18 protein-coding genes and 3 pseudogenes are annotated in these 22,442 nt (G+C 71.0%); 8 read left to right on the top strand and 13 right to left on the bottom strand.

Annotated elements, in window-relative coordinates:
- The first annotated feature begins 131 nt into the window (after nt 1-131).
- The gene (locus G3I77_RS38535) at nt 132-410 is read left to right on the top strand and encodes a GlsB/YeaQ/YmgE family stress response membrane protein (RefSeq protein ID WP_248511653.1); all 279 of its coding nucleotides are present in this window, start codon (nt 132-134) and stop codon (nt 408-410) included.
- 83 nt (nt 411-493) lie between these two features.
- Here G3I77_RS38535 and G3I77_RS38530 read toward each other — a convergent pair whose 3' ends face one another.
- From G3I77_RS38530 to G3I77_RS38490, 9 genes are all read right to left on the bottom strand, one after another.
- Complete coding sequence (locus G3I77_RS38530; protein WP_248511651.1) at nt 494-1,423, bottom strand: endo alpha-1,4 polygalactosaminidase; 930 nt, start codon at nt 1,421-1,423, stop codon at nt 494-496.
- Nucleotides 1,420-2,082 (bottom strand): spherulation-specific family 4 protein, encoded by a 663-nt coding sequence (locus tag G3I77_RS38525; protein WP_248511649.1) that lies wholly within the window; start codon nt 2,080-2,082, stop codon nt 1,420-1,422. Before G3I77_RS38525 ends, G3I77_RS38530 begins: the two co-directional genes overlap by 4 nt.
- On the bottom strand, nt 2,079-2,981 hold the full coding sequence (locus G3I77_RS38520; RefSeq protein WP_248511644.1) for an NAD(P)-dependent oxidoreductase: 903 nt from the start codon (nt 2,979-2,981) through the stop codon (nt 2,079-2,081). The genes G3I77_RS38525 and G3I77_RS38520 overlap by 4 nt, the downstream gene beginning before the upstream one ends.
- Before the next feature lie 7 nt (nt 2,982-2,988).
- Nucleotides 2,989-3,702, bottom strand: coding sequence for a sugar phosphate nucleotidyltransferase (locus G3I77_RS38515; RefSeq protein WP_248511643.1), 714 nt, complete (start codon nt 3,700-3,702; stop codon nt 2,989-2,991).
- Nucleotides 3,703-3,743: 41 nt separating this feature from the next.
- The gene (locus tag G3I77_RS38510) at nt 3,744-4,745 is read right to left on the bottom strand and encodes a GDP-mannose 4,6-dehydratase (RefSeq protein WP_248511640.1); all 1,002 of its coding nucleotides are present in this window, start codon (nt 4,743-4,745) and stop codon (nt 3,744-3,746) included.
- A 51-nt stretch (nt 4,746-4,796) separates the two neighbouring features.
- Nucleotides 4,797-6,212, bottom strand: a complete 1,416-nt coding sequence (locus G3I77_RS38505; protein WP_248511638.1) for a hypothetical protein — start codon at nt 6,210-6,212, stop codon at nt 4,797-4,799.
- On the bottom strand, nt 6,209-7,726 hold the full coding sequence (pelF, locus tag G3I77_RS38500) for a GT4 family glycosyltransferase PelF (protein ID WP_248511637.1): 1,518 nt from the start codon (nt 7,724-7,726) through the stop codon (nt 6,209-6,211). The genes G3I77_RS38505 and pelF overlap by 4 nt, the downstream gene beginning before the upstream one ends.
- A gap of 97 nt (nt 7,727-7,823) precedes the next feature.
- Complete coding sequence (locus G3I77_RS38495) at nt 7,824-9,950, bottom strand: hypothetical protein (protein WP_248511633.1); 2,127 nt, start codon at nt 9,948-9,950, stop codon at nt 7,824-7,826.
- Between the two features lie 398 nt (nt 9,951-10,348).
- Nucleotides 10,349-10,861, bottom strand: a complete 513-nt coding sequence (locus G3I77_RS38490; RefSeq protein WP_248511631.1) for a hypothetical protein — start codon at nt 10,859-10,861, stop codon at nt 10,349-10,351.
- Between the two features lie 535 nt (nt 10,862-11,396).
- Between G3I77_RS38490 and msrA the strand changes: the two genes are divergently transcribed.
- Both msrA and rph read left to right on the top strand, forming a co-directional pair.
- A complete protein-coding gene (gene msrA, locus G3I77_RS38485) occupies nt 11,397-11,912 on the top strand; it encodes a peptide-methionine (S)-S-oxide reductase MsrA (RefSeq protein ID WP_248511629.1) in 516 nt (171 codons plus the stop codon).
- Nucleotides 11,913-12,590: 678 nt separating this feature from the next.
- Nucleotides 12,591-15,200, top strand: a complete 2,610-nt coding sequence (gene rph, locus G3I77_RS38480) for a rifamycin-inactivating phosphotransferase (protein ID WP_248511618.1) — start codon at nt 12,591-12,593, stop codon at nt 15,198-15,200.
- 204 nt (nt 15,201-15,404) lie between these two features.
- Here rph and G3I77_RS38475 read toward each other — a convergent pair whose 3' ends face one another.
- Entirely contained in the window at nt 15,405-15,770 is a 366-nt protein-coding gene (locus G3I77_RS38475) for an STAS domain-containing protein (RefSeq protein ID WP_248511615.1), read from the bottom strand.
- 220 nt (nt 15,771-15,990) lie between these two features.
- Between G3I77_RS38475 and G3I77_RS38470 the strand changes: the two genes are divergently transcribed.
- Nucleotides 15,991-16,407 carry an ATP-binding protein gene (locus tag G3I77_RS38470; protein ID WP_248511713.1) on the top strand — a complete coding sequence of 139 codons (417 nt, stop codon included), beginning with the start codon at nt 15,991-15,993 and terminating at the stop codon, nt 16,405-16,407.
- 97 nt (nt 16,408-16,504) lie between these two features.
- Nucleotides 16,505-16,651, top strand: a pseudogene (locus tag G3I77_RS38465) (ADP-ribosylglycohydrolase family protein); the annotation flags it as partial.
- Nucleotides 16,652-16,998: 347 nt separating this feature from the next.
- On the opposite strand, the gene G3I77_RS38460 reads toward G3I77_RS38465, so the two are convergent.
- The gene (locus tag G3I77_RS38460) at nt 16,999-17,355 is read right to left on the bottom strand and encodes a hypothetical protein (protein WP_248511614.1); all 357 of its coding nucleotides are present in this window, start codon (nt 17,353-17,355) and stop codon (nt 16,999-17,001) included.
- Between the two features lie 325 nt (nt 17,356-17,680).
- Here G3I77_RS38460 and G3I77_RS38455 point away from each other — a divergent pair.
- The 3 genes and pseudogenes from G3I77_RS38455 to G3I77_RS38445 all read left to right on the top strand — a co-directional run.
- Nucleotides 17,681-17,866 (top strand): annotated as a pseudogene (locus G3I77_RS38455) (IMP dehydrogenase); the annotation flags it as partial.
- Between the two features lie 64 nt (nt 17,867-17,930).
- Nucleotides 17,931-18,297: pseudogene (locus G3I77_RS38450) on the top strand (hypothetical protein).
- An 83-nt stretch (nt 18,298-18,380) separates the two neighbouring features.
- Nucleotides 18,381-18,794, top strand: coding sequence for a cupin domain-containing protein (locus G3I77_RS38445; protein WP_248511611.1), 414 nt, complete (start codon nt 18,381-18,383; stop codon nt 18,792-18,794).
- A 119-nt stretch (nt 18,795-18,913) separates the two neighbouring features.
- Here the strand turns inward: G3I77_RS38445 and G3I77_RS38440 are convergent, their stop codons facing one another.
- Together G3I77_RS38440 and G3I77_RS38435 are read right to left on the bottom strand one after the other, a co-directional pair.
- The gene (locus G3I77_RS38440; RefSeq protein ID WP_248511609.1) at nt 18,914-20,065 is read right to left on the bottom strand and encodes a S1 family peptidase; all 1,152 of its coding nucleotides are present in this window, start codon (nt 20,063-20,065) and stop codon (nt 18,914-18,916) included.
- A gap of 253 nt (nt 20,066-20,318) precedes the next feature.
- Nucleotides 20,319-22,241, bottom strand: a complete 1,923-nt coding sequence (locus G3I77_RS38435) for a protein-arginine deiminase domain-containing protein (protein WP_248511608.1) — start codon at nt 22,239-22,241, stop codon at nt 20,319-20,321.
- Between the last annotated feature and the right edge of the window lie 201 nt (nt 22,242-22,442).

The following is a 22,442-nucleotide window of genomic DNA, read 5'->3' as shown; positions in this document are numbered from 1 at the left end:
TCTTCCTCTCCGGTGACCTGAGGCGCAATCAGGGCCGACAGCGCCGATATCAGAAGGAGACGTTTGACAACGCGGGATCGGCGCACCCGATGAGTTAACAGAATCCTTATACGGCGAAGTGGAGACACACCATGGGCATCATTGCTTGGATCATCATCGGGCTACTCGCCGGCGCAATCGCCAAGCTCCTGATGCCGGGCAAGGACCCCGGCGGCATCATCATCACCATGCTCATCGGTATTGCCGGCGGTCTGCTCGGCGGCTGGCTCGGCAAGGTGATCTTCGGCGTCGACTCCATCGACGGGTTCTTCGAACTCTCCACGTGGATCGCCGCGATCGCCGGCTCCCTCGTCCTGCTCGCCCTCTACCGCCTCGTCACCGGCAACCGGCGCTCGCACCGTCACGCATGACCCGTTGAAGGCAAACGCCTCCGGATGCTCCTGGACGGCTCCCTCCCTGTTCACAGGGGAGGGAGCCGTCCTGCGAGGCAACGTCAACAGGGGCTTCGCCACGCCCCGAGTTCCGGCTTCTTCAGCATCGACGACAGCCTCAGTCGGCGGGACTCGGCACAGAAGCCGCTCCGCGGCTCCGTGTATTCGACGTGGAAGACCGCCTTGCCCGCCGCGATGAACGGGGCGAGTTCGCCGCACTCGTCGTACTGAGCGCACTCCTCGTTGACCGCGAAGTCGAAGTGGCCCACGAGTTGGGGAATCTGGGGAATATCGTTCTTCAGCCCTACCGAGAGCCCTCGCTCATGGGCGATGGCCGCGATCATGCGGTTGTACCTGAGCTGGTCTCGTGCGGTGAGCGGGAAGCCGGTGTCATTGCCGTAGCCCTCCACCAGATCGGGCTCCACCGCGTCGAAGCCCTTGTCGCGGCACATGTCGAAGCGGCGTTCCATGATCGGTCGCAGGACGGTCAGCCGCCGGATGTCCAGCCACCGCTCGCCCGACCACCCGTTGGGCTCGCCGAGCACCGAGTGCGGAAAAGCGTCCCGGTCCGGCCGGAAGTCCTCCCACGCGCCCACGTTGACGTAGCAGATGACCTTCTTCCCCGCGCGGTGCAGCCGGGCCACGTCCGCCGCGGAGTTCTCGAAGCCGTCGATGTCGTAGACGGGCACGTCGGCCGACGCATCGACCCTGCCGTCGAGTTGCCACTGCCAGTCAAGGCCCGGACGGGGCTTCCACACACTCCTGGAGGGTGAAGGGGCGGCGGAACCCCGCGGCGGGGGAGGAGAGTGACTCGGGGAGGTCCGCGGCCTCTCCGGCTCAGGTGCCGGCGGTCCGGAAGTCGCCGCGTGGGGTGCGCCCGACGTCGTCCGGTGTGCCTCGGCGGGTCGCTCGGCGGCGCCGGAGCAGCCCGTCAAGACCACGGCCGCCAGCGCGGCCGGCAGGGCCGCACCGGAAAGGGCCCGCCTGCTCATCGCCCCGCCCCGGTGAGGGCGGGTGTCAACCGGTCCCAGGGGTTGGGCGGTTCCCCCGTCACCGGGCCGCAGACCGCCGCTCCGCGCTCGTGCGCGGTGCGCACGGCGAGGGGAACGAGCGCCTCGGGCACGCCGTAGACGAGGTGGCACAGCCGGTCGGACGGGTGCCGTGCGGTCCAGGCCGGCCGGCTGAAGGCGGAGACGTACGTCGACCAGTGCCCCTCGAAGGTGACGGTCAGGTCGGCGAGGCGAGCGTATCCCGGCGCCGGATGGACCCCGGGGTTGAGGACGACCGTCCCCGCACCCGTCCGGCGTACCGCCCGCACCAGCCGGCGGCAGGCGGGCAGCCCGTCCGCGGTCGCCGTCACCCGGTCCAGGAAGCAGCCGTCCGCCGCGTACCACTCCCGGTGCCGGCGTACGTCCTCGGTGACGTCCGCGGGGTCGCGCACCCCGTAGTCGGTGTCGACGTAACCCAGCAGACGCGCCCCCGCGGCCCGCAGCGCACCGGCCGCGGCGGTGAACGCCGGGTCGGGGACCTCGCCCGGACCGCTCGCCGGGTTGAGAACGACGCCGTAAGTGCGGGTCGCGGCGGTGATCAGCCGGTGCCAGGCACCCGGGTCCTCGGCCGGATGGACGTACAGCGGAATCAGCAGGTTCACCGCGTGCGGCCGCCTTCCCACAGCTCGGCCAGCGCGTCGTCGAGGGAGTGGGCCGGACGCCAGCCCAGGGCCCCCTCGGCGGCGGTGATGTCCGAGCACTGCCACGACACCTGCGCGGAGCGGCCCGAACCGGCCGTGCGCGCCGTGCTCTCCTCGATCCGGCCCCGGAAGCCGGCCAGGCCGGCCAGGTTCCGCACCAGGTCGCGCACCGGGACGGCCCGGCCCCCGCCGATGTTGAGGACGGTCGGCAGCGGGCCCGGGGCCGTGGCCGCGAGTGCCACCGCCCGTGCCACGTCGCGTACGTCGACGAAGTCGCGGTAGGCGGACAGGTCACCGAGCCGCAGCACCGCCTCCGGGTCGGGGCCGGCCTCGCGCAGCAGGGTGGCGATCCGGCCGGGCAGCCCGGTGGGCGGAGCGCCGGGTCCCACCGGATTGCCCACCCGCAGCACCACCGCGTCCAGGCCGGAGGCCGTCACCGTGACCGTGCCCGCGAGCTTGGTCGCACCGTACGGGCCGACGGGGCGGGTGGCCGCCGACTCCGTCACCGGGGCGTCCAGGGTGCCCGGGCCGTACTCGGCGGCCGAGCCCAGGTGCACCAGGCGGGCCGCGGGGGCCGCCTCGCGCAGCGCGGCGCACAGCACCGCGGGCCCCCGGGTGTTGACCTCGGCGAGGGTGACGGCGTCGCCGCCGGTCGCGCCCGCGCAGTTGACGACGGTGTCGGGCGCGGCCGACGCGAGGGTCTTCGCCAGCCGCTCCGGGCTGACGCGGGCGAGATCGACGTCGAGGTCGGCGGCCGGCGACCGGCCGCCGCCGAGCACCAGCGCGCCCGGCAGCGCGCGCAGCCGCTCGACGACGTGCCTGCCGAGATAGCCGGTGAAGCCCAGGACGAGAATGCGCATGACGTGCTCAGGCTCCTTTGAGCAGAAGCGACTTGCGGGTGGTGAACTCGGCGTTGGCGCGGTCGTAGTCGTCCGGGCGGCCGATGTCCAGCCAGTACCCGTCGAAGTCATAGGCGTGCGGCTGGTTGTCGGTCCTGAGCAGGTCGAGCACCAACTCGTCGAAGCCGAGGGGGAGTCCGGGCGTGTAGCCGTCGAGGGTGGCGAGGGACAGGCCGTAGACGCCCATGGAGACGCGGTAGTCCATGCTCGGCTTCTCGGTGAACGCGACGACCTTGCTGGAGTCGGTGGTCAGCACCCCGAAGTCGATGTGCACCTTGCGGGCGTACGTCGCGATGGTCAACGGGGCCCCGGACGCGCGGTGCTGGTGCAGGACGTCGGCGTAGTCGAGGTCGGTGAGGACGTCGCCGTTCATGACCAGGAAGGTCTCCGGCAGCCGGTGGCGCAGGTTGAGCAGCGGGCCCATGGTGCCCAGGGGGCTGTCCTCGGTGGCGTAGTCGACGGTCAGGCCCCACTGGGAGCCGTCGCCGACGTAGGCGCGGATGATCTCGCCGAGGTGGCCGATGGCGATGGTGCAGCTGGTGAAGCCGGCCGTGGACAGCTGGCGCAGCACGATCTCCAGGATGGCGTGCTGGTCGCCGATGGGCACGAGCGGCTTGGGCAGCGCGGTGGTGTACGGCCGCAGCCGGACGCCCTTGCCTCCCGCCAGGATCACTGCGTGCATGACTCCTCCTTCGTGGACGTGCGCAGACGTGACGGACGAGGTCAGATGTTGTAGATGCCGGTCTTGTAGCGGGCGAGGTTGGCCGGGTCGCGGAAGAACTCCACGGTGGACGCCAGGCCTTCCTCCAGGGTGTGCGCGGGCTGCCAGCCGGTGGCCGCGCCGAGCCGGCTCGCGTCCGCGACCAGCCGCATCACCTCGGAGTTGGCGGGGCGGATGCGGGCGGTGTCCTCGCGGACATCGAGAGCGGTGTCCATCACCTTGCCGATCAGCGCGACCAGGTCGCCGACCGAGATCTCCCCGCCGGTCCCGGCGTTGAGGGTACGGCCCACGACCCGCTCGGCGGGCGCGGTACCGACGGCGAGGAAGGCCTGCGCGGTGTCCTTGACGAAGGTGAAGTCCCGGGTGGGGCGCAGGTCGCCGAGGGTGATCGTGCGTTCCCCCGCCGCGACCTGCCCGATCACGGTGGGGATGACCGCGCGCATCGACTGGCGCGGCCCGAAGGTGTTGAAGGGGCGCAGCGTGACGACCGGGGTGCCGAAACTGGCGTGGTAGCTGTCGGCCAGCCGGTCCCCGCCCGCCTTCGAAGCGGCGTACGGCGACTGGGTGTTGATGGGGTGGTCCTCGGTGATGGGCACGGTCTGCGCGGTGCCGTACGTCTCGCTGGTGGAGGTGTGCACCAGCCGGGGCGTGCCCAGGGCGCGCACCGCTTCCAGCACGTTGAGGGTGCCGGTGACGTTGGTGTCCACGTAGCTGTGCGGGGCCTGGTAGGAGTACGGGATCGCGATCAGGGCGGCCAGGTGGTAGGCGGTGTCGGCGCCTTCGAGGAGGCCGCGGACGGAGCCGGGGTCCCGGACGTCGCCGAGGACGATCTCCACCTGGTCCAGGACGTCCGGGTGCAGGGTCTCCAGCCAGCCGTAGGAGGAGAAGGAGTTGTACTGGGCCATGGCCCTGACCCGGTGCCCGGAGGCGACCAGTGCCTCGGTGAGGTGCGAGCCGATGAAGCCCTCGGCTCCGGTGACGGCGGCGAGCGGTGCGGAGGTCAACTGCGGTGTCCCTTCGGTTGGATGGGAGAGGAGCGGAGAGTGACGCGGGGCTCAGGCGTGCGGGGCGGGCCGGCCGAGCAGCCACAGTGCGCACGCCGACAGACACAGGGCGGCGGCGCCGCAGCTGAGCGGCAGGGCCAGGGCGGCACCCGGTGGCAGCTGGAGCAGGACGACCGCTCCGGCCCCGCCGGCTGCCGTCAGACAGATACCGGCCGACGACCAGGCCGCCCCGAACGCCTGGAGCAGCAGCGCGGTCCACAGGACGGCCGCGAGCAGCAGCAGGGCGGCCGGGTCGGCGCCGGTCAGCAGGGCCGCGGGCAGCAGCGGTGCGAGATAGGCGAGCAGGCAGAGGCCGAGGATGCCGGCCGAGCGCAGCAGGAACCCGGCGGGCGTGGCAGTGGCACGCAGCGCGGCGACCGACAGTCCGCGGTAGCGGTACAGCAGCCACTCCGCCGGCCCCATGCTCAGCGTCAGCACGATCACCGCGTACGGCTCCTCCCGTCCCTCCAGCAGCACCAGCACCCCCGCGGACAGCCCGAACAGGCCGTACGGCAGTGACCACAGCAGGCGCGGCCGGGCCGCACCGGCGACGGCCGGGACGGCGAGGGCGCCGCGCAGGACCCAGCCGGTGACGGCGAGCGTGGCGAGCAGCGCCAGCAGGGGCAGCCCGGCCCGGAGCGTGGGGCCGGGCTCCCACCAGGGCACGGCGGCGGCACCGGTGAGCAGCGGGCTGAGTGCGGCCAGCAGCAGCCGTTCCCGGCCCAGCACCAGCAGGACTCCGGCGGCCGCCAGGTACGCGGACTGCGCGGCAGCCACCAGGGTCACCGGTCCGCCGTCGGCGGGCAGCGCGGCGATGGCCGTGGCCACCGCCGCTCCCGCGGGCGCGCCGGCCAGGAGGGTACGGCCCGCCTCCCGGCGTCCGGTCGCCATCCGCAGGTGGGCACGGTGGCCGAGTGCCTGCCCCCACGCCCAGGAGACGAGGCCGGCCACGATGAGGGCGGGGGCGTGCCCGCCGGCGTTCCACAGCGGTGCGGTCAGCAGGTAGGCGAGGCCCGGCAGGGCGAACAGCACCCCCCGCAGCAGACAGCGCAGGGTGTCGGGGCGCCAGGGGTCGGCCGCCGGGGCGGGTTCGGGGAAGGTGCGCGGCACTCGCTCGTAGAGCGCGGAGGCGAGGGAGAACAGGTTCGGGTGGCCGTACCGTTCGTTGATCAGGGAGGCGGACAGTCCCTCCGCCTCCAGCAGCGCGGCCACCTCGTAGGGGTGGACGGCGGGACCTATGCGGTCGGCGAGTTCGGCGGCGAGTTCACTGACCGCCTCCTCGTCGGGGCCGTGCCGGGGCAGCCGGATGGCGAGCGTGGTGTCGTCGAGGGCCCAGCGCGGCCGGCGGCGCGGGCGGGTGTCGGCCAGCCGGATGGCCAGCGTGTCCGGTTCGCCGCCGCCGGGTTCGAGGGATATCGGCCCGCTCACAGGGCGAGGCTTCCGGTGCCGCGGACGGCCGGGGCGGACATCCTGACCGGGGGCATGACCGTCAACTCCTGTTTCGGGTGGGCCAGTTCCAGATAGACGGACCGAAACGTGTCGATGGTCTGCCGGAGGGTGAACTGCTCGATGACCCGCAGCCGGGCCGCCTCGCCCATCGCCCTGCGCCGCCCGGGATCGCCCAGCAGCTCCAGCGCGGCCGCGGCCATCGCCTCCGGATCGCGCGGAGGAACCACGAGCCCGGTGTCACCGACGGCCTCGCGTACACCGCCCACGTCGGTGGACACCGTCGCCCGACCGCAGGACATGGCCTCGATCAGGGTGAAGGGGAAGCCTTCGCTGATGCTGGAGAGCATCACGACGTTTCCGGCGGCGTAGGCGTCCTTGATGTCGTCGACGCGCCCTTCGAACGTGACGGCGTCGGCGTGCCCGAGCTCGGCGGCCAGGGCCTCACAGCGGTCCCGGTAGGCCTCTCCGCCCCGTGGCGTCCCGCCGAACAACCGCAGCCGCGCGTGCGGGAGCCGGGCGCGGACGAGGGCGAAGGCCCGGATGAGAGTCTCCAGGTCCTTGATGGGGTCGACCCGGCCCGCCCAGCTGAGGGTGGGCGCGTCCGGTTCGGGCCCGGCCGCCGGGAACGTGGCGGGGTCGACGCCGTTGTAGACCGTGCGGATCGACTCCGGGTCGGCGCCGCCCTCCTCCTCCCACAGCCGGTTGTAACGGTTGCCCGGTGTGATCAGCGCGGCCCGCCGGTAGCTCTCCTGCGCGAGCAGCCGGAAGAACCCGAGGACCACCGCCTTCACCGGCCAGCGGTACGGCGCGGTGCGATAGCCGAGGTAGCGCTCCCGCAGGTAGACCCCGTGCTCCGTCAACAGCAGGGGGACACCGTGGTGTTCGAGAGCGGCGAGGCCCGGCAGGACGGCGACGCCGCCGCTCACCGCGTGGGCGACCCCGCTCTTTGGGGCCGGGGCGGCCAGTGGGCGCAGCGCGTGCTCCAGCAGGGCGGTCGCGGTGAGCGCGTCGTGCAGGGTCGGCTGTGCCTCGCGCACGGCGAGACCGGGGCGGTTCCACAGCGCGGTGAGGATCGCGATCGCCCGGTCCGCGCGCAGGAAAGGGCTCAGCGTCCCGTCCGACGCGGCCCGTGCCAGCGCGTACAGGGCGGGCGCGAACCCCTCCTCGGCGCGCGGGTCGAGCAGCGCGGTCAGGAACCGCTCGTAGGCGGTGGTGAGTTGGTTGCGGGACCGGCCCCGGGGCGGGCGGCCCTCGGGCGGGGCGCCCCACATGGGGACGGACAGCACGCTCGAGACGTGCGCGGGCAGGTCCCAGACGACCGGCTCACGTCCGGTGCCGGTGACGGCGATCACGTCGAAGGCGAGGTCGGGCATGCCCTGGACGAGTTGGTCGCACCAGACGCTGACGCCGCCGTGGCTGTGCGGGTAGGTACCTTCGGTGAGCAGGGTGACGCGCGTCGCTCCGGTACGTCGCGCGCCCTGGGGAACGGGCATCGATGTGCTCCACGGCCGAGGTGTGGGGTGGTTCGGGCCGGTCCTGGCCGCCCCGAGGCGGCCAGGACCTTCGGTCGGTCTTGGGCGGGTGCGCCGTTCAGCCGTCTGCGGTGTGGCCCACCGGGTCGGTGACACCCGCGGGGACACGGGTCCGTGGTGCGGGGCCGGTGGCCGGGGCGGGTTCGGCGGCGTCGGCGGCCGGGGCCGCGGCGGATGCCGGGAGGGTGAGAGCGAGCGGTGTACCCGTGGAGGGCGTCCAGCCGGACACCGCCCCCGCGTACGCCTCGCCGAACGCGGTGCCGCCCAGCGTGGTGCCGGTGGGCAGGGTCGCGGTGACCGCCAGCCCGTCCGGCGCGTCGACGGTCACCGTGTCGCCGATGCGGTAGGCGGTGATCTCACCGGCCCGGAGTGCGGTCTGCCAGTCGGCCCGCCGCTGCAGTTCGGCGCCGATGTCCCGCATCCGCGGGTTCACCACGGGGGTGTCCTCGGCGAACAGCGCCGCGTAGTCATCCAGGACGCCGTTGAGTACGGGGTAGGCGATGCGGTCCTCGGCCAGGTTCGATTGGTGGATGAAGTGCGGCTTGGGGTCGTTGGACAGGACGTGCCCGAGGGCGATCCGCGTCTCCAGCGGCACGATGTGGTCGGCGTAGCCGGTGGCGGCGTCCAGGGGCGCCGCCAGGCAGGTGGTGGTGGCCGGGTTGTCCTCGCAGATGCCGCTGCCGCCCTGGGCGCGGCTGGTGTAGATCCAGTTGTACTCGTCGACCTGCTCGGCCGCCCGGCCGGCGTTGTAGAAGACGTTCATCGGGTAGCGGGGCACGGTCGTGGCCGGACCGACCTGACGCTGGTCGGGCTCACGGGAGTTGTCGGAGCCCAGCCAGCCGATGTCGTTGTCGTCGAGGGCGAGCGCCAGGTTGGGGTTGTCCTCGGGCTGCTGCGGCAGCACCTTCATGCCCGAGTGCTCGCCGGTGACCAACTCGCTGTTCACCAGCGGCAGTCCGGCGCTCTGGCCCCAGACCCGGTTGGTGGCGATCTCGTCGGAGATGTCGTTGCGGCTCATCCACCGGGTGCTGCCGTCGGCGTTGGTCGCGCACTTCCAGGGCACCACGGTGGTGTCCTGCACACAGCCGAGGAAGGGGTGCGAGTAGGTGTGGTTGATCCACCGGAACTCGCCCCGCCGTGCGATCAGCCGGTCGGCGAGCGGGTCGGCGCCGTTGTTGTCCTCGCGCTGATCGACGCTGCCGGCGCCGTTGTAGGCGAAGTCGAGGGTGAAGTCTCTGCTGTTCTGCCAGTCGACGGCGTGGTCGACGTCGCCGGGCGTCATCCGGATCGGGTCGGGCGTCGCGTTGGGGTCCGTGCAGTCGACGTCGCCGGGCGTGCAGTTGAGCTGGCTGTTCCAGCGGTCGTCGGCGGCGAACACGTCGTCCACGTGGACGGAGAAGTAGTTCCGTGAGGCGCCCAGGTGCACACCGCCGGTCATCCACTCCACGATGCCGCGGGCCAGGAGCCGGAACTGCTGCTGGTACTGGTTGTAGACGAAGGTGACGACCAGCTCGCGCCGCCCGTCGTGCCGGTACTCGCCCACCAGCGTGCCCTTGGCCGACTGCCCGGGTATCGCCGCCTCGACGTACGGGGTGAAGTCGGCCCCCGCCACGGGCTTCGACAGGTAGGCGTAACTCTCGCCGACAGCCGCGTCGTTGTCCTCGAAGGGCACCGCCCCGTCGAGGTAGCCGAAGGGCCCCGCCTTGCCCGCGGCGGTCACCTCCGCCCGCTTGCCGTCGATGCTGCCGGAGTAGCCCCCGTAGATCGGGTACTGCAGACCGGCTTCGGGACGCGCGTAGGTGTAGGCGTCGACCTGGGGAACGTCGTACGTCTGCTCGTACGCCGCGAGCGCCGCCATCTCGGCGGAGCCGGCCGGGAACGGGTTGTCGTTGGGCAGCACGACGGCCTGGAACCTGGCGCGCGGCCGGCCGTCGTCGGTGTCCGCGAGGAAGTCGGCATCGATCACGGTCCGGTCGGACTGGGTGAGGTCGATCCGGGTGTACGGCGTGCCGGCCGCGGCCAGTTCGGCGGCTATCGCGTCCGTGGACGGGCCGCCGTCGCTCACCACCAGCACCCGCAGGTCGATACGGGGCGTGGTGTCGGCGTGGGCCGCGCCGGCCGGCAGGCCCAGTGCGGCGATGAGCGCGCCCACCGTGAGCACGGTGGTGCGTAAGGTCCGCTTCATGCGGTGAGGTCCCCTCCCCGGGCAGGGGTGAGCACGGCTCCCGTGGAGCGGACGCACCCCCTTGCGTGCCGCCGGCGTCCCCCTCAGAAGCCAGTTCGTCACGCATCCGTTCGCGTCACATAGTGAGGTCTGTGTGGAGATTTCGCGGTCATGTTGCGGAACATGACGGAAAAGTGCAGGTGTCGAACGGGGTGTATTCGAAGCGAAATGAGCCGTTCCCGGCTGCCGGGCGAGGCCGGACCCGGTGGGCGCGAGGGCCCGGGGTGCTGGTCCGGGCCCTGCGTGGCGCACCGGCGGGCCGGTGGGGCCCGCCGGTCGGGGTGCCAGTGGTCCAGACCGGGTCGGGTGCCTGGGTGTGGAGGCTTTCAGGTCACGGCCGCCGGGCTCCGGACGGAGTGTCAGGAGCAGAGCACTCGCGTCACGGGCGTGTAGACCGGGCCGCCGCTGACGTTCGTGGAGTCGCTGAACTCGGCGTAGAAGTACGAGTAGAAGCCGATGTTGCCGTTGCAGCCGGAGTCGGCGGCGACGTCCAGAGTCAGGGTGACCGTACGGCTCTGGCCGGGCGGGATGGTGGCGCCGTAGTTGCCGCCGAGGTTGGCCGGGCCGGTCCCGGAGCAGGGGGCGGGGCCGTTCGTGGTGGTCAGGCTGCACTCGCTGAAGCTGTACTTGAGGTCGGGGCGCTGTGTGGTCAGCCACGTCGGCTCGATCGTCTGGTACGCGAACCAGACGTCGTAGGTGTTGTTGTTGGTGAGGGTCATCGACAGCTTGACCGAGCCGCCGGGCGTGGTGGTGGCGGCGTCGGTGGCGAAGGTCAGCTCCGCCGGCGCCGGGTCGGCCGCGCTCGCACTGGGAGCCAGGCCGAATACGGCGAGAGCGAGGGCGAGGACGGCACCGAGGCCGAAACGTCTCATCAGAGGTGATCGCATGGCCTGGGAGGCTAGGCAGGGGCTGGGCGTAGCGTCTGCCGCACGGGGAAGGGGCTGCTCGCCACTCGGCTGGAAGTGTTCATGACGTGATCGAGGTGTGTCGAAAATGTGGAGGTGCGGCGGGAGTTGCATTCGCCCAGGCAGCCAAGCCCTGTCGCGGCGGCTGTGCGGGACGGCCGGTGCCGGCCGCTTCCACGGCGCGCGGAGATGACATTGGCGCGTATCGGATCCGGTGGGCTTCTCCCGCGGCCGTGATCGCCCCGGGATTATCGGCCATTCGCCGGTTTCCGGCCTACGTCGCCGAGAGGGGCCCGTCAGGGTGTTCCGGGGTCGCGCGGCAAGGTGTCGACCGCGTCCGTGGCGAAGCGCGGGTAGACGGTGCGCCGGTCCACGCCCGCCTCGGTGGCGATGGTCCCGATGCTCGCGCCTCGTCACCTGTCAAGATGGTGACTGCATGCGAAGGGCATGTGTGCGAGGCTGGTCTCGTGTGGACGGAAACGGGCAGGAAAGGTGATGCGCCATGAGTGATGCCGAGGAGAGGGCGTTGCTGGCGGGTGGCTGCTTCTGGGGCATGCAGGAGCTGATCCGGTCGCTTCCCGGAGTGCTTCGCACCCGGGTCGGCTACAGCGGCGACCACGACAAGCCGCACCCCACCTACCGTGATCACGGAAAGCACGCGGAGTCGATCGAGGTCGTGTTCGATCCGACCGCTACCGACTACCGCGCGATCCTGGAGTACTTCTTCCAGATCCACGACCCGACCACGAGGGACCGGCAGGGCAACGACATCGGCCTGAGCTACCGCTCCGCCATCTTCTACCTCGACGACGAGCAGCGGCGCGTCGCGCAGGACACCGTCGCCGATGTCGAGGCGTCCGGGCTGTGGCCGGGCCCGGTGGTGACCGAGGTCCTGCCGGCGGGCGCGTTCTGGGAGGCCGAGCCGGAGCACCAGGACTACCTCCAGCGCTACCCGGACGGCTACACCTGCCACTTCCCGCGCCCGAACTGGCGGTTGCCCAGGCGCGGCCCGTCCTGAACACCGACGTGGCCGGGGAGGGCGCTGCCCTCCCCGGCCACGCGTCGTTTCTGCTCCTTCCGGTGCCGAGCCCATGCGTTCCGCCGGAGCATCGTCACCGCTTCAAGTGGTGCCAGGCCCGGCAAAGGGTGAGCGCAACCCCGGCTCAGCACCGGGTCATCTCCCGGCGCCCACGATCCCGAGTTGAGCGCGCTCTCCAGCGACGGTGAGGTCGCCGGTCAGGGGGAGGCTCCGCGGGAGGTGGCCCAGCGTCCCATCGACCGACAACGAGCCGGTACCGGGCTCGAGTTCACGGGCGATCGGTTTGAGCAGCGTGCACTTGCCGGCACCGTTCGGGGCTACCGGGCCCGGTCTTCACCCACCACGTCTGTGACTCCTCGATACACGGCCGACGTCGGCGGCAGCGCAACAGCGATCGTTGGAGGCCGATCTCTTCCGGAGGGCGCCCGAGGAAAGACGAGAGGCAAGGAGATCTCTCCTTGCCTCTCCCAAGGTATAGCGCACTGGGGGGCTTGCGGCAAGGCCCGGGTCACGGCGCAGAATCGGCGGCCAAAGCCACAACCTGCGGAAACGGGGACACGAGGTGCGTGTGTTGGAGATGAGGACGTGCTCTCAGGCGCTGGTCATCCGACCGGCCAGTGCGGTGCGACGGAGCACGGCTGCCTCGGAGGTGTCACGATGATCGAGCCGTACGTGCTGGATCTTCGAGAGGTCGACGAGACGCAGGTGGCGGTCGTCGGCGGCAAGGGCGCGCACCTGGGCGCGCTGTCGCGGATCGACGGCATCCGCGTACCGGGGGGCTTCTGCGTGACCACGGACGCCTTCCGGCGGATCATGGCGGAGGCGCCGTCGATCGATGATCTGCTGGACCAGCTGTCGCGACTGGGCGACGACGACCGGGAGGCGATCCGCACGCTCAGCGCGCGGATTCGCCGGACCATCGAAGGCATCGCCATCCCGGGCGATCTCGCGGACGCGATCACCCGCGCGCTCGCCCGGCTCGGCGAGCAAACCGCCTACGCCGTCCGTTCCAGCGCGACGGCGGAGGACCTGCCGACGGCCTCCTTCGCCGGCCAGCAGGACACGTATCTGAACGTGGTGGGGACGACGGCGATCCTCCAGCACGTCAGCCGGTGCTGGGCCTCGCTGTTCACCGAGCGGGCCGTGACCTACCGCCGGCGGAACGACATCGACCACCGCACCGTCCACATGGCCGTGGTCGTGCAGCAGATGGTCTTCTCGCATGCGGCCGGCATCCTGTTCACGGCCGACCCCGTCACGGGCAACCGGAAGGTCGCCACCGTCGACGCCGGCTTCGGCCTGGGCGAGGCCCTGGTCTCCGGCCTGGTCAACCCGGACGTCTTCAAGGTGCGACACGGCGAAGTCGTCGCCAGGACGATCTCCGCCAAACAGCGTGCGGTTCACGCCCTGTCTTCCGGAGGCACGCAGGAGGTGGCGATCGAATCGCCGCGGCAGGAGCAACCGGCCCTGACCGATGGGCAGGTCGTGCGTCTCGTGGAGTGCGGGCGGCGGATCGAAGAGCACTTCGGCCGCCCTCAGGACATCGAATGGTGCCTGGTCGACGATGGATTCCAGATCGTCCAGAGCCGGCCGATCACGACGCTGTTCCCCGTCCCGGAGACCGGCGATCAGGAGAACCACGTCTACGTCTCCGTCGGCCATCAGCAGATGATGACCGACCCCATGAAGCCGCTGGGGCTCTCCATGTGGCAACTGACGGCCATGGCACCGATGCGCGCGGCCGGCGGAAGGCTGTTCGTCGACGCCACCCGGGCCCTGTCCTCGCCCGCGAGCAGCGCCGGCCTCCTGGACCTCATCGGGAGAGGCGACCCGCTGACCAGGGACGCTCTGGAAACCGTCCTCGACCGCGACGACTTCGTCCCGGCACCCCCGGACACGGGCCCCGGCGGGGCCCCTGCGGAGCCCGTCTCCGGCAGCGCACCCGCCCCGATCGAGACCGATCCGGCCATCGTCGCCAAGCTGATCGAGCGCAGCCGGACATCCGTCGCCGCCCTACGGCGCGACATCGGTACGAAGAGCGGACCGGCGCTGTTCGACTTCCTGCTGGAGGCCTTCGACGAGCACAAGCGAGTCCTCGCCGATCCGCTGAGCCACCAGGCGATCATGGCGGGGATGGAGGCCACGTGGTGGCTCAACGACAAGCTGCACGAATGGCTGGGCGAGAAGAACGCGGCGGACACGCTCACGCTGTCCGCCCCCGGCAACGTCACGTCGGAGATGGGACTGGCGCTGCTCGACGTCGCGGACGTGATCCGTCCCCATCCGGAGGTGGTGGCGTTCCTGCGCGGCGTCGAGGACGATAGCTTCCTGGACGAGCTGCCGAAGCCGGCGGGCGGGACCGAAGCGCGCGACGCCATCGAGGCCTACCTCGACCGGTACGGCATGCGCTGCGCCGGCGAGATCGACATCACGAGGCCTCGTTGGCGCGAGCGCCCCAGCACGCTCGTGCCGGCGATCCTCGACAACGTCAGGAACTTCGGACCGGGCGCCGCCGAGCAGCGCTTCGAGCAAGGCCGGCGGGAGGCGCTGAAGAAGGAACAGGACGTGCTGGCCCGCCTGCGGGCGCTGCCGGACGGGGAGAGCAAAGCCGACGAGACCAAGCGGATGATCGACCGGGTCCGCACCTTCATCGGGTACCGGGAGTACCCGAAGTACGACATCGTCTGCCGCTACTTCGTCTACAAGCAGGCCTTGCTCAGGGAGGCCGAGCGACTCGTGCAGGCCGGCGTGCTTTCCGAGAAGGAGGACATCTTCTCCCTCACGTTCCAGGAACTCCACGACGTCGTCCGCTCGAACCAGGTGGACGACCGCCTCATCCAGCAGCGCAAGGACGCGTTCCGGTCGTACCACGCGCTCACGCCGCCCCGCGTACTCACATCGGACGGCGAGACCATCAACGGGGCGTACCGACGCGACGACGTGCCGGCCGGTGCCCTGATCGGCCTGCCGGTGTCGGGCGGGACCATCGAGGGACGGGCCCGCGTCATCCTTGACATGGCGCAAGCCGATCTCGAGGCGGGCGACATCCTGGTCACGGCCTACACGGACCCCAGTTGGTCACCCCTCTTCGTCGGAATCGCCGGCCTGGTGACAGAGGTGGGCGGCCTGATGACCCATGGAGCAGTGATCGCACGCGAGTACGGCTTGCCGGCCGTCGTGGGCGTGGAGCAGGCGACCCGGCTGATCCGGGACGGCCAGCGGATCCGGGTGCACGGAACTGACGGGTACGTCGAGATCCTGTCCTGACCGACCGCATCCGGAAGGCCCCGGGCACACGCGAGGTGCGGTTGCCAGGATCGGGTTGACCCAGACCGCGCTCGCCGAAGCACTGGGCGAGCGCGGCTGGTGTGCCGGGGAGCAACTGGGCCGGGTCGCCGGGTGTCACATACATCCCCGCAGGCTCGTCGACATGTGGGGATCGCTTGCCGAGGCACAGCGCCGACGCGCGGGTCAGGACGTCATGGCCTGCTCGGTGGTGGGGTGGCAGGGGATGAGGGTGTCGACTCCGACCAGCTGCAGGACACGCAGCACCGTTTCCTGAGCGCCGGCGATGCGCACCCAGCCATCCGCGCGGCTCACCTGCTGGTGGGCGGCGACGAAGACGTTGATGCCGCTGGAGTCCATGAAGGTCACACCGCTGAGATCCGCGACTATCCGGGGCGGGGCCGCCCCGTCATCGGTCAGCAGGGCCGCGCTGAGCACGTCCCGGACGTCGTGGTCGATCTCGCCCCGCAGCGTCACGACACGGATGTCTCCGGCCATGCGGTGTTCGGCGTGGAGCCGGCCCGGCCGGTCCGCTTCCTCGAGCTGGGACACCGTCTCCTCAAGTGTGTTTAGGCTTGCCCGGTCAGAACGTGCGCGCATGATTCTGCCCTACCGCCCCGGCCGAATGCACCTGAGCGGCTGTGCCGAACGACACCCTTGTGGCATGCAGGGCGGCGAAACGGGTACCGGCGCGCGTGAACGGGGAGTGAGGGCGAGGCCAGTGGGATCTGATACCGACGGTGACGGCTGTACAGCGCGGGACGAGCAGCTCATGCGCGTCGGGTACGCCTTGGACGGAGATGACAGCTGTATTGCAGACGCCCGCCATCACGCTGCCGCTTTCCTCGACCAGGTGAGCGACGACCAGCACCTGCACGTCTCTGCCCGCGTGAGGGACCTCACGCAGCTGGTTGTCAGCGAGCTTGTCACCAACACGCGCAAGTACGCTCCCGGCCCCGTCCTGCTGGAGCTGCGCATCACCGCCGGCACCGTGGAGATCATGGTGTGGGACAGCGACCCCACGATCCCAGCGGCCCGGGCGGCCGACCCCAGCAGGATCGGCCAGCACGGCTTGGAGATCGTGAAGGCCGTGGTCGAGGACTTCGAGGTACAGCGGGAGCCGGTGGGCAAGCGCATCACCGCCCGCATCGCCCTGGCCGAAGGTCCCGGCCACGACCTCACCCGATGACCGCATCCGTGGCCGGACGCGGCTTCCTTGGAGCTCTCGCCGGCCGCCATGTCGAAGTGGCCGGTCGGCTGCCGTGTGACGCCGGTAGCCTGCATGGATGAAGCGCAGGGACCGCACCGTCGCGACGGTCGTCGGCTCAGCCGTCGGCGACGCGATGGGAGCACCTTTGGAGTTCGGTCCACCGGGTGCGTTCTCCGCCCGTTTCCCGGAACCAGGGGGCGGTGGCGAGGGGTGCGGAGGCGGCACGAGTAGCTCGCGACATACGCGTCACGCAATCCACGCTCCGCTGTACCGGTGCCGGCCCAATCCCACAGCTGAGAACTCGTCCTCGCCGCCGCGCGCCACCACTCCCAATCGCCGCAGCGCCTGACCCGGTACCCCGGACGAGGCGGCCATGCTCCGCATCGAGTCCCCGGACACCCGATCGGAACCGGCGCGCCCCCGGAACGCAGGGAGCCGGCCGCCGCGCCCGCGTGCCCTCCCCGGTCGGCGCCTTGGTCGGCTGAACCGCGTACGACCCGCCTGAGCACGCACCGCGGAACGTGCGGAGCCCGATCGCGTCAGCGGTCGGGCTCCTGGTTCGGCTCCCAATTACGGGCGCAGTACCACCGAGTTGATCGGCGTGAGGTCGATCTCGTTGGCGTAACCCTGGTTCGCGGTCCAGCAGTTGGTGCCGTTGGAGTTGACGCAGATGTCGGCCTTCCAGCCATCCGTCTGGTTGTTGTAGATCATGTGAATGCCGTACTGGTTGGAGAGCCGGTGCACGCCCCGGGACCAGTACACGTGTGAGGGCACGTCGTTGTTGAAGCCCGCGTTCTCCGGATAGATGCAGAAAGCACCGTCGGGACATCCGTGCGAGCTGGCCGCCGTGGCGGCCTGGGCCTCGACGGTGCCGAGCATGAGCAGTGCCGCGGCCGCGGACGCCAGCGCGGCGGTTTGACGGAGCATCTTCGACGCGATCATTGCCACCTCTGTGGAAAGAGACTTGTCGACTTCGCCATGGGGCGGGCGTGCAGCCGGGCTGCTACGGAAGTCGAGCGCGAGCCTAGGCCCGGACCCCCGTCCGCCGGTCCTGACACCTGTCGGGGTCCGACGCCGCTTCCCAGCCGCGTTCCTTGACGGGGCACGCCGACCGAGTTGCCCCGGCACCGCTCCGCGTGGACCCTCGCGCGGTCGGGAATGACGGTGCCCGTCGCCGGAATCAGCTCGTCGTGGATTGCTGCGAGGGCGCCGGGGCCTCGTGCGTGGCGGCCCAGGAGGCGAGCAGGCGCACCACGTCGGCCTGCGCGGCGGCCCCGCCCCCGTACGCCGCTACCTGCCCGACCTCATCGGCCACGTCCTGACCGGCCGCATCAACCCCGGCAAGGTCTTCGACCTCACGCTGCCCCTCGACCAGGTCGCCGAGGGCTACCGGGCCATGGACGAGCGCCGCGCGATCAAGGCCCTCCTCACGCCGTGACAGCCAGGGGCTCGGATACCTCCGCAGCCAGGCGCTCCCCACCCTTTTCGACAAAGGACTCACCGTGACCACGTGCGCTCTCATCGGCGCCGGCCCCGGCCTGGGGCTCGCCACCGCCCACCGCTTCGGCGCCGCCGACCACAGCGTCGCTCTGCTGGCCCGCAGCGTCGAGCACAACGGCGGCAGCGCCGTGCGCCCGCACCCTGAGCGCGCGGGGACGTCCATCGCCTTCGCCGGCGAGAGCGCGTACGCGGCGATGGCTCCACGACGCGCTCGCCCCGGAGCACATCCACGCCGCCCAGCTGATCATCCCCGGCGCGATCCGGCCGGAGGCCGAGCACTCCAGCCCCGCTGCGCTGGCCGAGAGCCTCTACGCCCTGCACACCGAACGCGTCGGGCACCGGCACTACGCCGAACCCCTGCCTGCATGACACGGCAGGGCGTCATTTCCGACCGAAGGGGTCGCGGGCCTGCCCCGTCGGCCGTCCACCACCGGTTTCGAAAGGAAGCCCACATGGAGTTCATCAAGCCCGGACCCACCAGCCAGGCACCGGCCGACTGGTTCACCGGCGACGTCTGGTGGGACGTCATCGTCGCGGGTCAGGAACCCTCCAGGGTGCGCGCGAGACTCGTCCGCTTCTCGCCCGGCGCCCGTACCAACTGGCACGCCCACGCCGTGGGCCAGACCTTGCACGTGGTCTCCGGCATCGCCCTGGTCGGCACCCGGGACGGCACCGTCCTCGAAGCCCATCCCGATGAGACCGTCAGCTGCCCGCCCGGTGAAGAGCACCGGCACGGTGCCGCCCCCGACCGCTTCATGGAACACATCGCCATGTGGGAGGGAACCGGCGACGGCACCCCCGAGACCCGGTGGGCAGAACCCGTCACCGACCAGCAGTACAACGGCACCCGCAGCCGCAGCGCGTAGCACCTGGTGCCGGCCTAAGCACTCAGGACCGCCAGAGCGGTCTCGTATCTGAATCCGCGGTCCGAGCGGGCTCCGGTGGCCGTTCCGTACCGGGGCCCGCTCGGCGTGCTGATGAGCGGTCAGGCTGTGTGCAGCGTCAGTCCGTACCGGTTGAGGATCTCGTTGACGGGCTGGTGCCAGGTCTCGCCGCCGCTGCCGCAGTTGCCCCAGCCGCCGGAGGTGACGCCCTGGGCCTGGTCGCCGCTGATGAAGGAGCCGCCGGAGTCACCGGGCTCGGCGCAGACGCTCGTCTTCGTCATCTGGTGGACGGCGCCCTGGCTGTAGTTCACCGTCTCGTTCTTCGCCAGCACGGTGCCGCAGTGCCAGTGAGTGGTGGAACCGGAACGGCAGACGGAGGCACCGACCGGGGCCTCGGCGGAGCCGCGGACGAGCTGGTCGGAGACCGTGCCCCAGCCGAGCACCACCGGTACGGTCCACCAGCCGCTGCCCACGTTCACCCAGGCGTAGTCGTTGCCCGGGAACGACGACCCCTGGAAATTGCCGATGTACGACCGGTCCCAGCCGTACACCGCCGCGCTCGGCGAGCCGCAGTGCCCGGCGGTGACGAAGCCGCCGTGCACCGAGAAGCCTATGGAGCAGCGGACGTTGCCGGTGTAGTACGGGTCGCCGCCCACGGTGCCGGCGGCGAAGGTACGCGGTGTGGCGGGGGTCTGCCGCACCGTCACGGGACCGGCTTGGCGGGCTCGGGAGAGGAAGGCCTGGACATCGTTGTCGTCCCGGTGCGAAGCGACGATGTTCACGACGACCTTGTTGGCCTTCGGATCCACGTGCCAACTCCCGACTCCGGCGGGCGCGGGCAGCGCGTCGATGGTCCGCTTCGCCGCGTTCAGTTGCCGCGCGTCGTACCGCACGAGCTGTACGTTCGCTCCGGTTGCCCGTACGGCGTCGGCAGGCGCGGCGCGGGTGACGGCGACGGTGAGTTCGCCACTGTCGGCGTCGAACCAGGAACCGCCGTAGGCCGAACCGGCGGCATGACGCGCTGTGCGTTCGACGGATGTTGCGGTCTTCTCCGCGGCCAGGCGCGCTTCGGCCTCGTCCCGGGTCAGCCTCAAGTCGCGCTGCATCGCGGAGAGGAGCTCGGGGGAGGCGGGCGCTTCGGCGGAGTGCGCGGGCGCGTCCGCGGCGGCGGCCGGCAGGGCACTCGCGGTGGCCCAGGTGCCGAGCAGGAGGAGTGCGGACAGTCCGGTGCGCAGGGGTGTGGTGCGTCTCAAGGGATGCCCCTTCGTTGTTCCAGCAGGGTGGGGGTGGAACAGGCGAGCTTGAGAGCGCTCTCGGGATACGCGCGGCAGAGCCTAGCCCGTGATCATGAAAAGGTCTATGCCTATCCCCGGCCGCCTGTGACCCGTTGCTGTGCGCTAGCCGAAGAGGGAGATGCTGTCCCTGTTTTCCACGTTTTGCTCCCGGCGCGTCATATCCCGCTGCAACGGCGTTCGCGACAGCTTGTCCCGGTGTGCCACCCGCTGTCTATGCCCCGTTGCGGTTCACGGCCGGGCGCTGCCACCACGCGGCGGTGGCGTCGCGCAGGGTGTTGGTGCCGCAGTGCACTTCACCCATGCCGAGGTGGTACGTGTACCAGTCGTCGATGTTCGACACGTTGAGGCCGACCCGCTGATAGGCGGCGGTGACGGCTTCCGTGAAGATGTCCTTGCCGCCGATGACGGGCCCCCATTGGCGTGGGGCGAGGTAGCGGTCGCGCCCCAGGAGCAGGCCGTTGACCGCACCGGGAACGTAGGCGCTGGTCGTCACCGTGGCCCCGGCGGCGGCACGCGGGGCGGGGTTCCCGGCGAGCCACTTCTGCTGGCCGTGGTCCCCGAGACTGTTCACGATGTCGGAGCCGGCGCCCATGCGCGACAGACGCGGCACGGGGATCTCCTGGCCTTCGGAGGTCAGGGCCTCCGAGTCGCGGGTGTACAGCGCGGGCACCCGCACGATCTCCTCGTCGGTCACCCCCGTCTCGCGCTTGAGGATCTCCAGGTTGGCCGCGATGCGCCGCGCCGCCATCTCGTTGTCGGCCACCAGGTGACGGGAGGCGAGCGCCTGGTCGATGGTCTCCTTGGGCGCCGGGGTGTCACTACGGCCGGGCACGGAGAACATCTTCGTCTTGCCGTGGCCGTCGCGCTTGGCGTCGCGCAGCAGCCGCAGCCCCGCCTGCGGGTCGGCGACGCCGATGCGCCAGCCGCGCGGGGTGTCGGCGGGCAGGAACTGCACGAACTCGTCGACGTGACCCACGCCGAGCCACGAGGTGTCCAGCAGCAGAGGGTCCTGCAACCCCTGCGACGTGAGCAGCGTCCGCATCACCTTCGACGGACGCGCCCCGCTGTCCTTCCGCTCGCCCATGATGATCCGCCCGGCCGGGAAGGAACGCCCGCCTTGCGCGTAGGGAGGGATGGTCTCCAGGTTCCCCATGGAGTTGAGCGACCAGTCGTCGGGCTCCGCCCGGTCGGTCACCTGCACCACACCGACGTCCCGGCCGCGCACCCTCTCGAACAGCTCCCGGCCCGCGTCCCGGTCCGGCTGGGCGGAGCGCAGCATCACGCGCATCACCTGCCGCTGACCGACCGGGCCGGTCATGCTGACGTAGGCCGGTTCGACGAAGTCCTGGGCCCAGCGGTCGGCGTATTTCTCGAAGGCGACCAGCGGCGTGGTGACCCCGGCCTTCTTGACCTCCTTCTCGAGGGCGGTGACGAACTCTCGCTGAAGGCGGCTGTCCGGGCCGTCACCCTGGACCTTGGACACCATCACCTGCTGGGTGTTCTGAAGGTGATGCTGAGTCAGCAGCGGCGCGACGCGCAGGGTCACCGAGTCGGAGGTGGACTTCTGCCCGGACGTCACCGTCAGCCGGACCACCGCACGGCCGTCCCACTTCGCACTGTCCCGGACGACGTCGGTGGCCTCGACACCGAACTCCACTCCGGAGCGCAATTCGGCGGCCGTCAACCGGGTCCCCGGCGTCACGAGGATCCACTTCCCGGCACGCTTGAGGAAGAGGTGCGCGTGCGTGCCTCCCGTGGCGATTTTCAGGCTGCCCGTGGCGTTCGCAGGCAGGCCGGGCAGGGGCACGGAACGGACACGCGCGAGGTCGGCGGCGTCGTCAGCCCCGTTGACCTTCGTGTCGGAGCCGTCGTTGCACGCGGCCAACTTGGCGTCGGACAGCGGTTCGCCACCGGGCCCCGCCACCGGGCACCGCTTGGCGTCGTCATCGAGGTTGGGCAGATACACGGCACCGCGCTCGACGGACCAGCCGTCCTCTCCCTTGCTGTCGCTGCCACCGGTGACATCGACCCACCCGTCGCGGTTGACATCCGCCCGCAGATCGGCCCGCCCGCCCGCCTCGGCGGCGAAAGCAGCGCCGGCCGGCCCCGACAGCACGGATCCGGCGGCAGCCATGGCCAGGACCACCGACCCGGCCGGGTACAGGCGCGAACGTATACGTCTCCGTGAACGCACAGCACGTTCCTCTCAGTGGACGTTAAGTCCGATCTTTCTCGGTTCGTGATCGCTCGATCGAGGTACTGATCGTCGGGCGGGCCATCCGCTGGGCATGTGCATGCTGAGATACGGCCATGGAGCGAGAGCCGTACCCCAGCG

It is taken from the genome of Streptomyces sp. D2-8, from assembly GCF_023184515.1.
In the GTDB taxonomy this organism is placed as follows: Bacteria; Actinomycetota; Actinomycetes; order Streptomycetales; family Streptomycetaceae; genus Streptomyces.
Note: the sequence above shows the minus strand (reverse complement) of the source record. Positions and strands in the feature narration are given on the sequence as shown.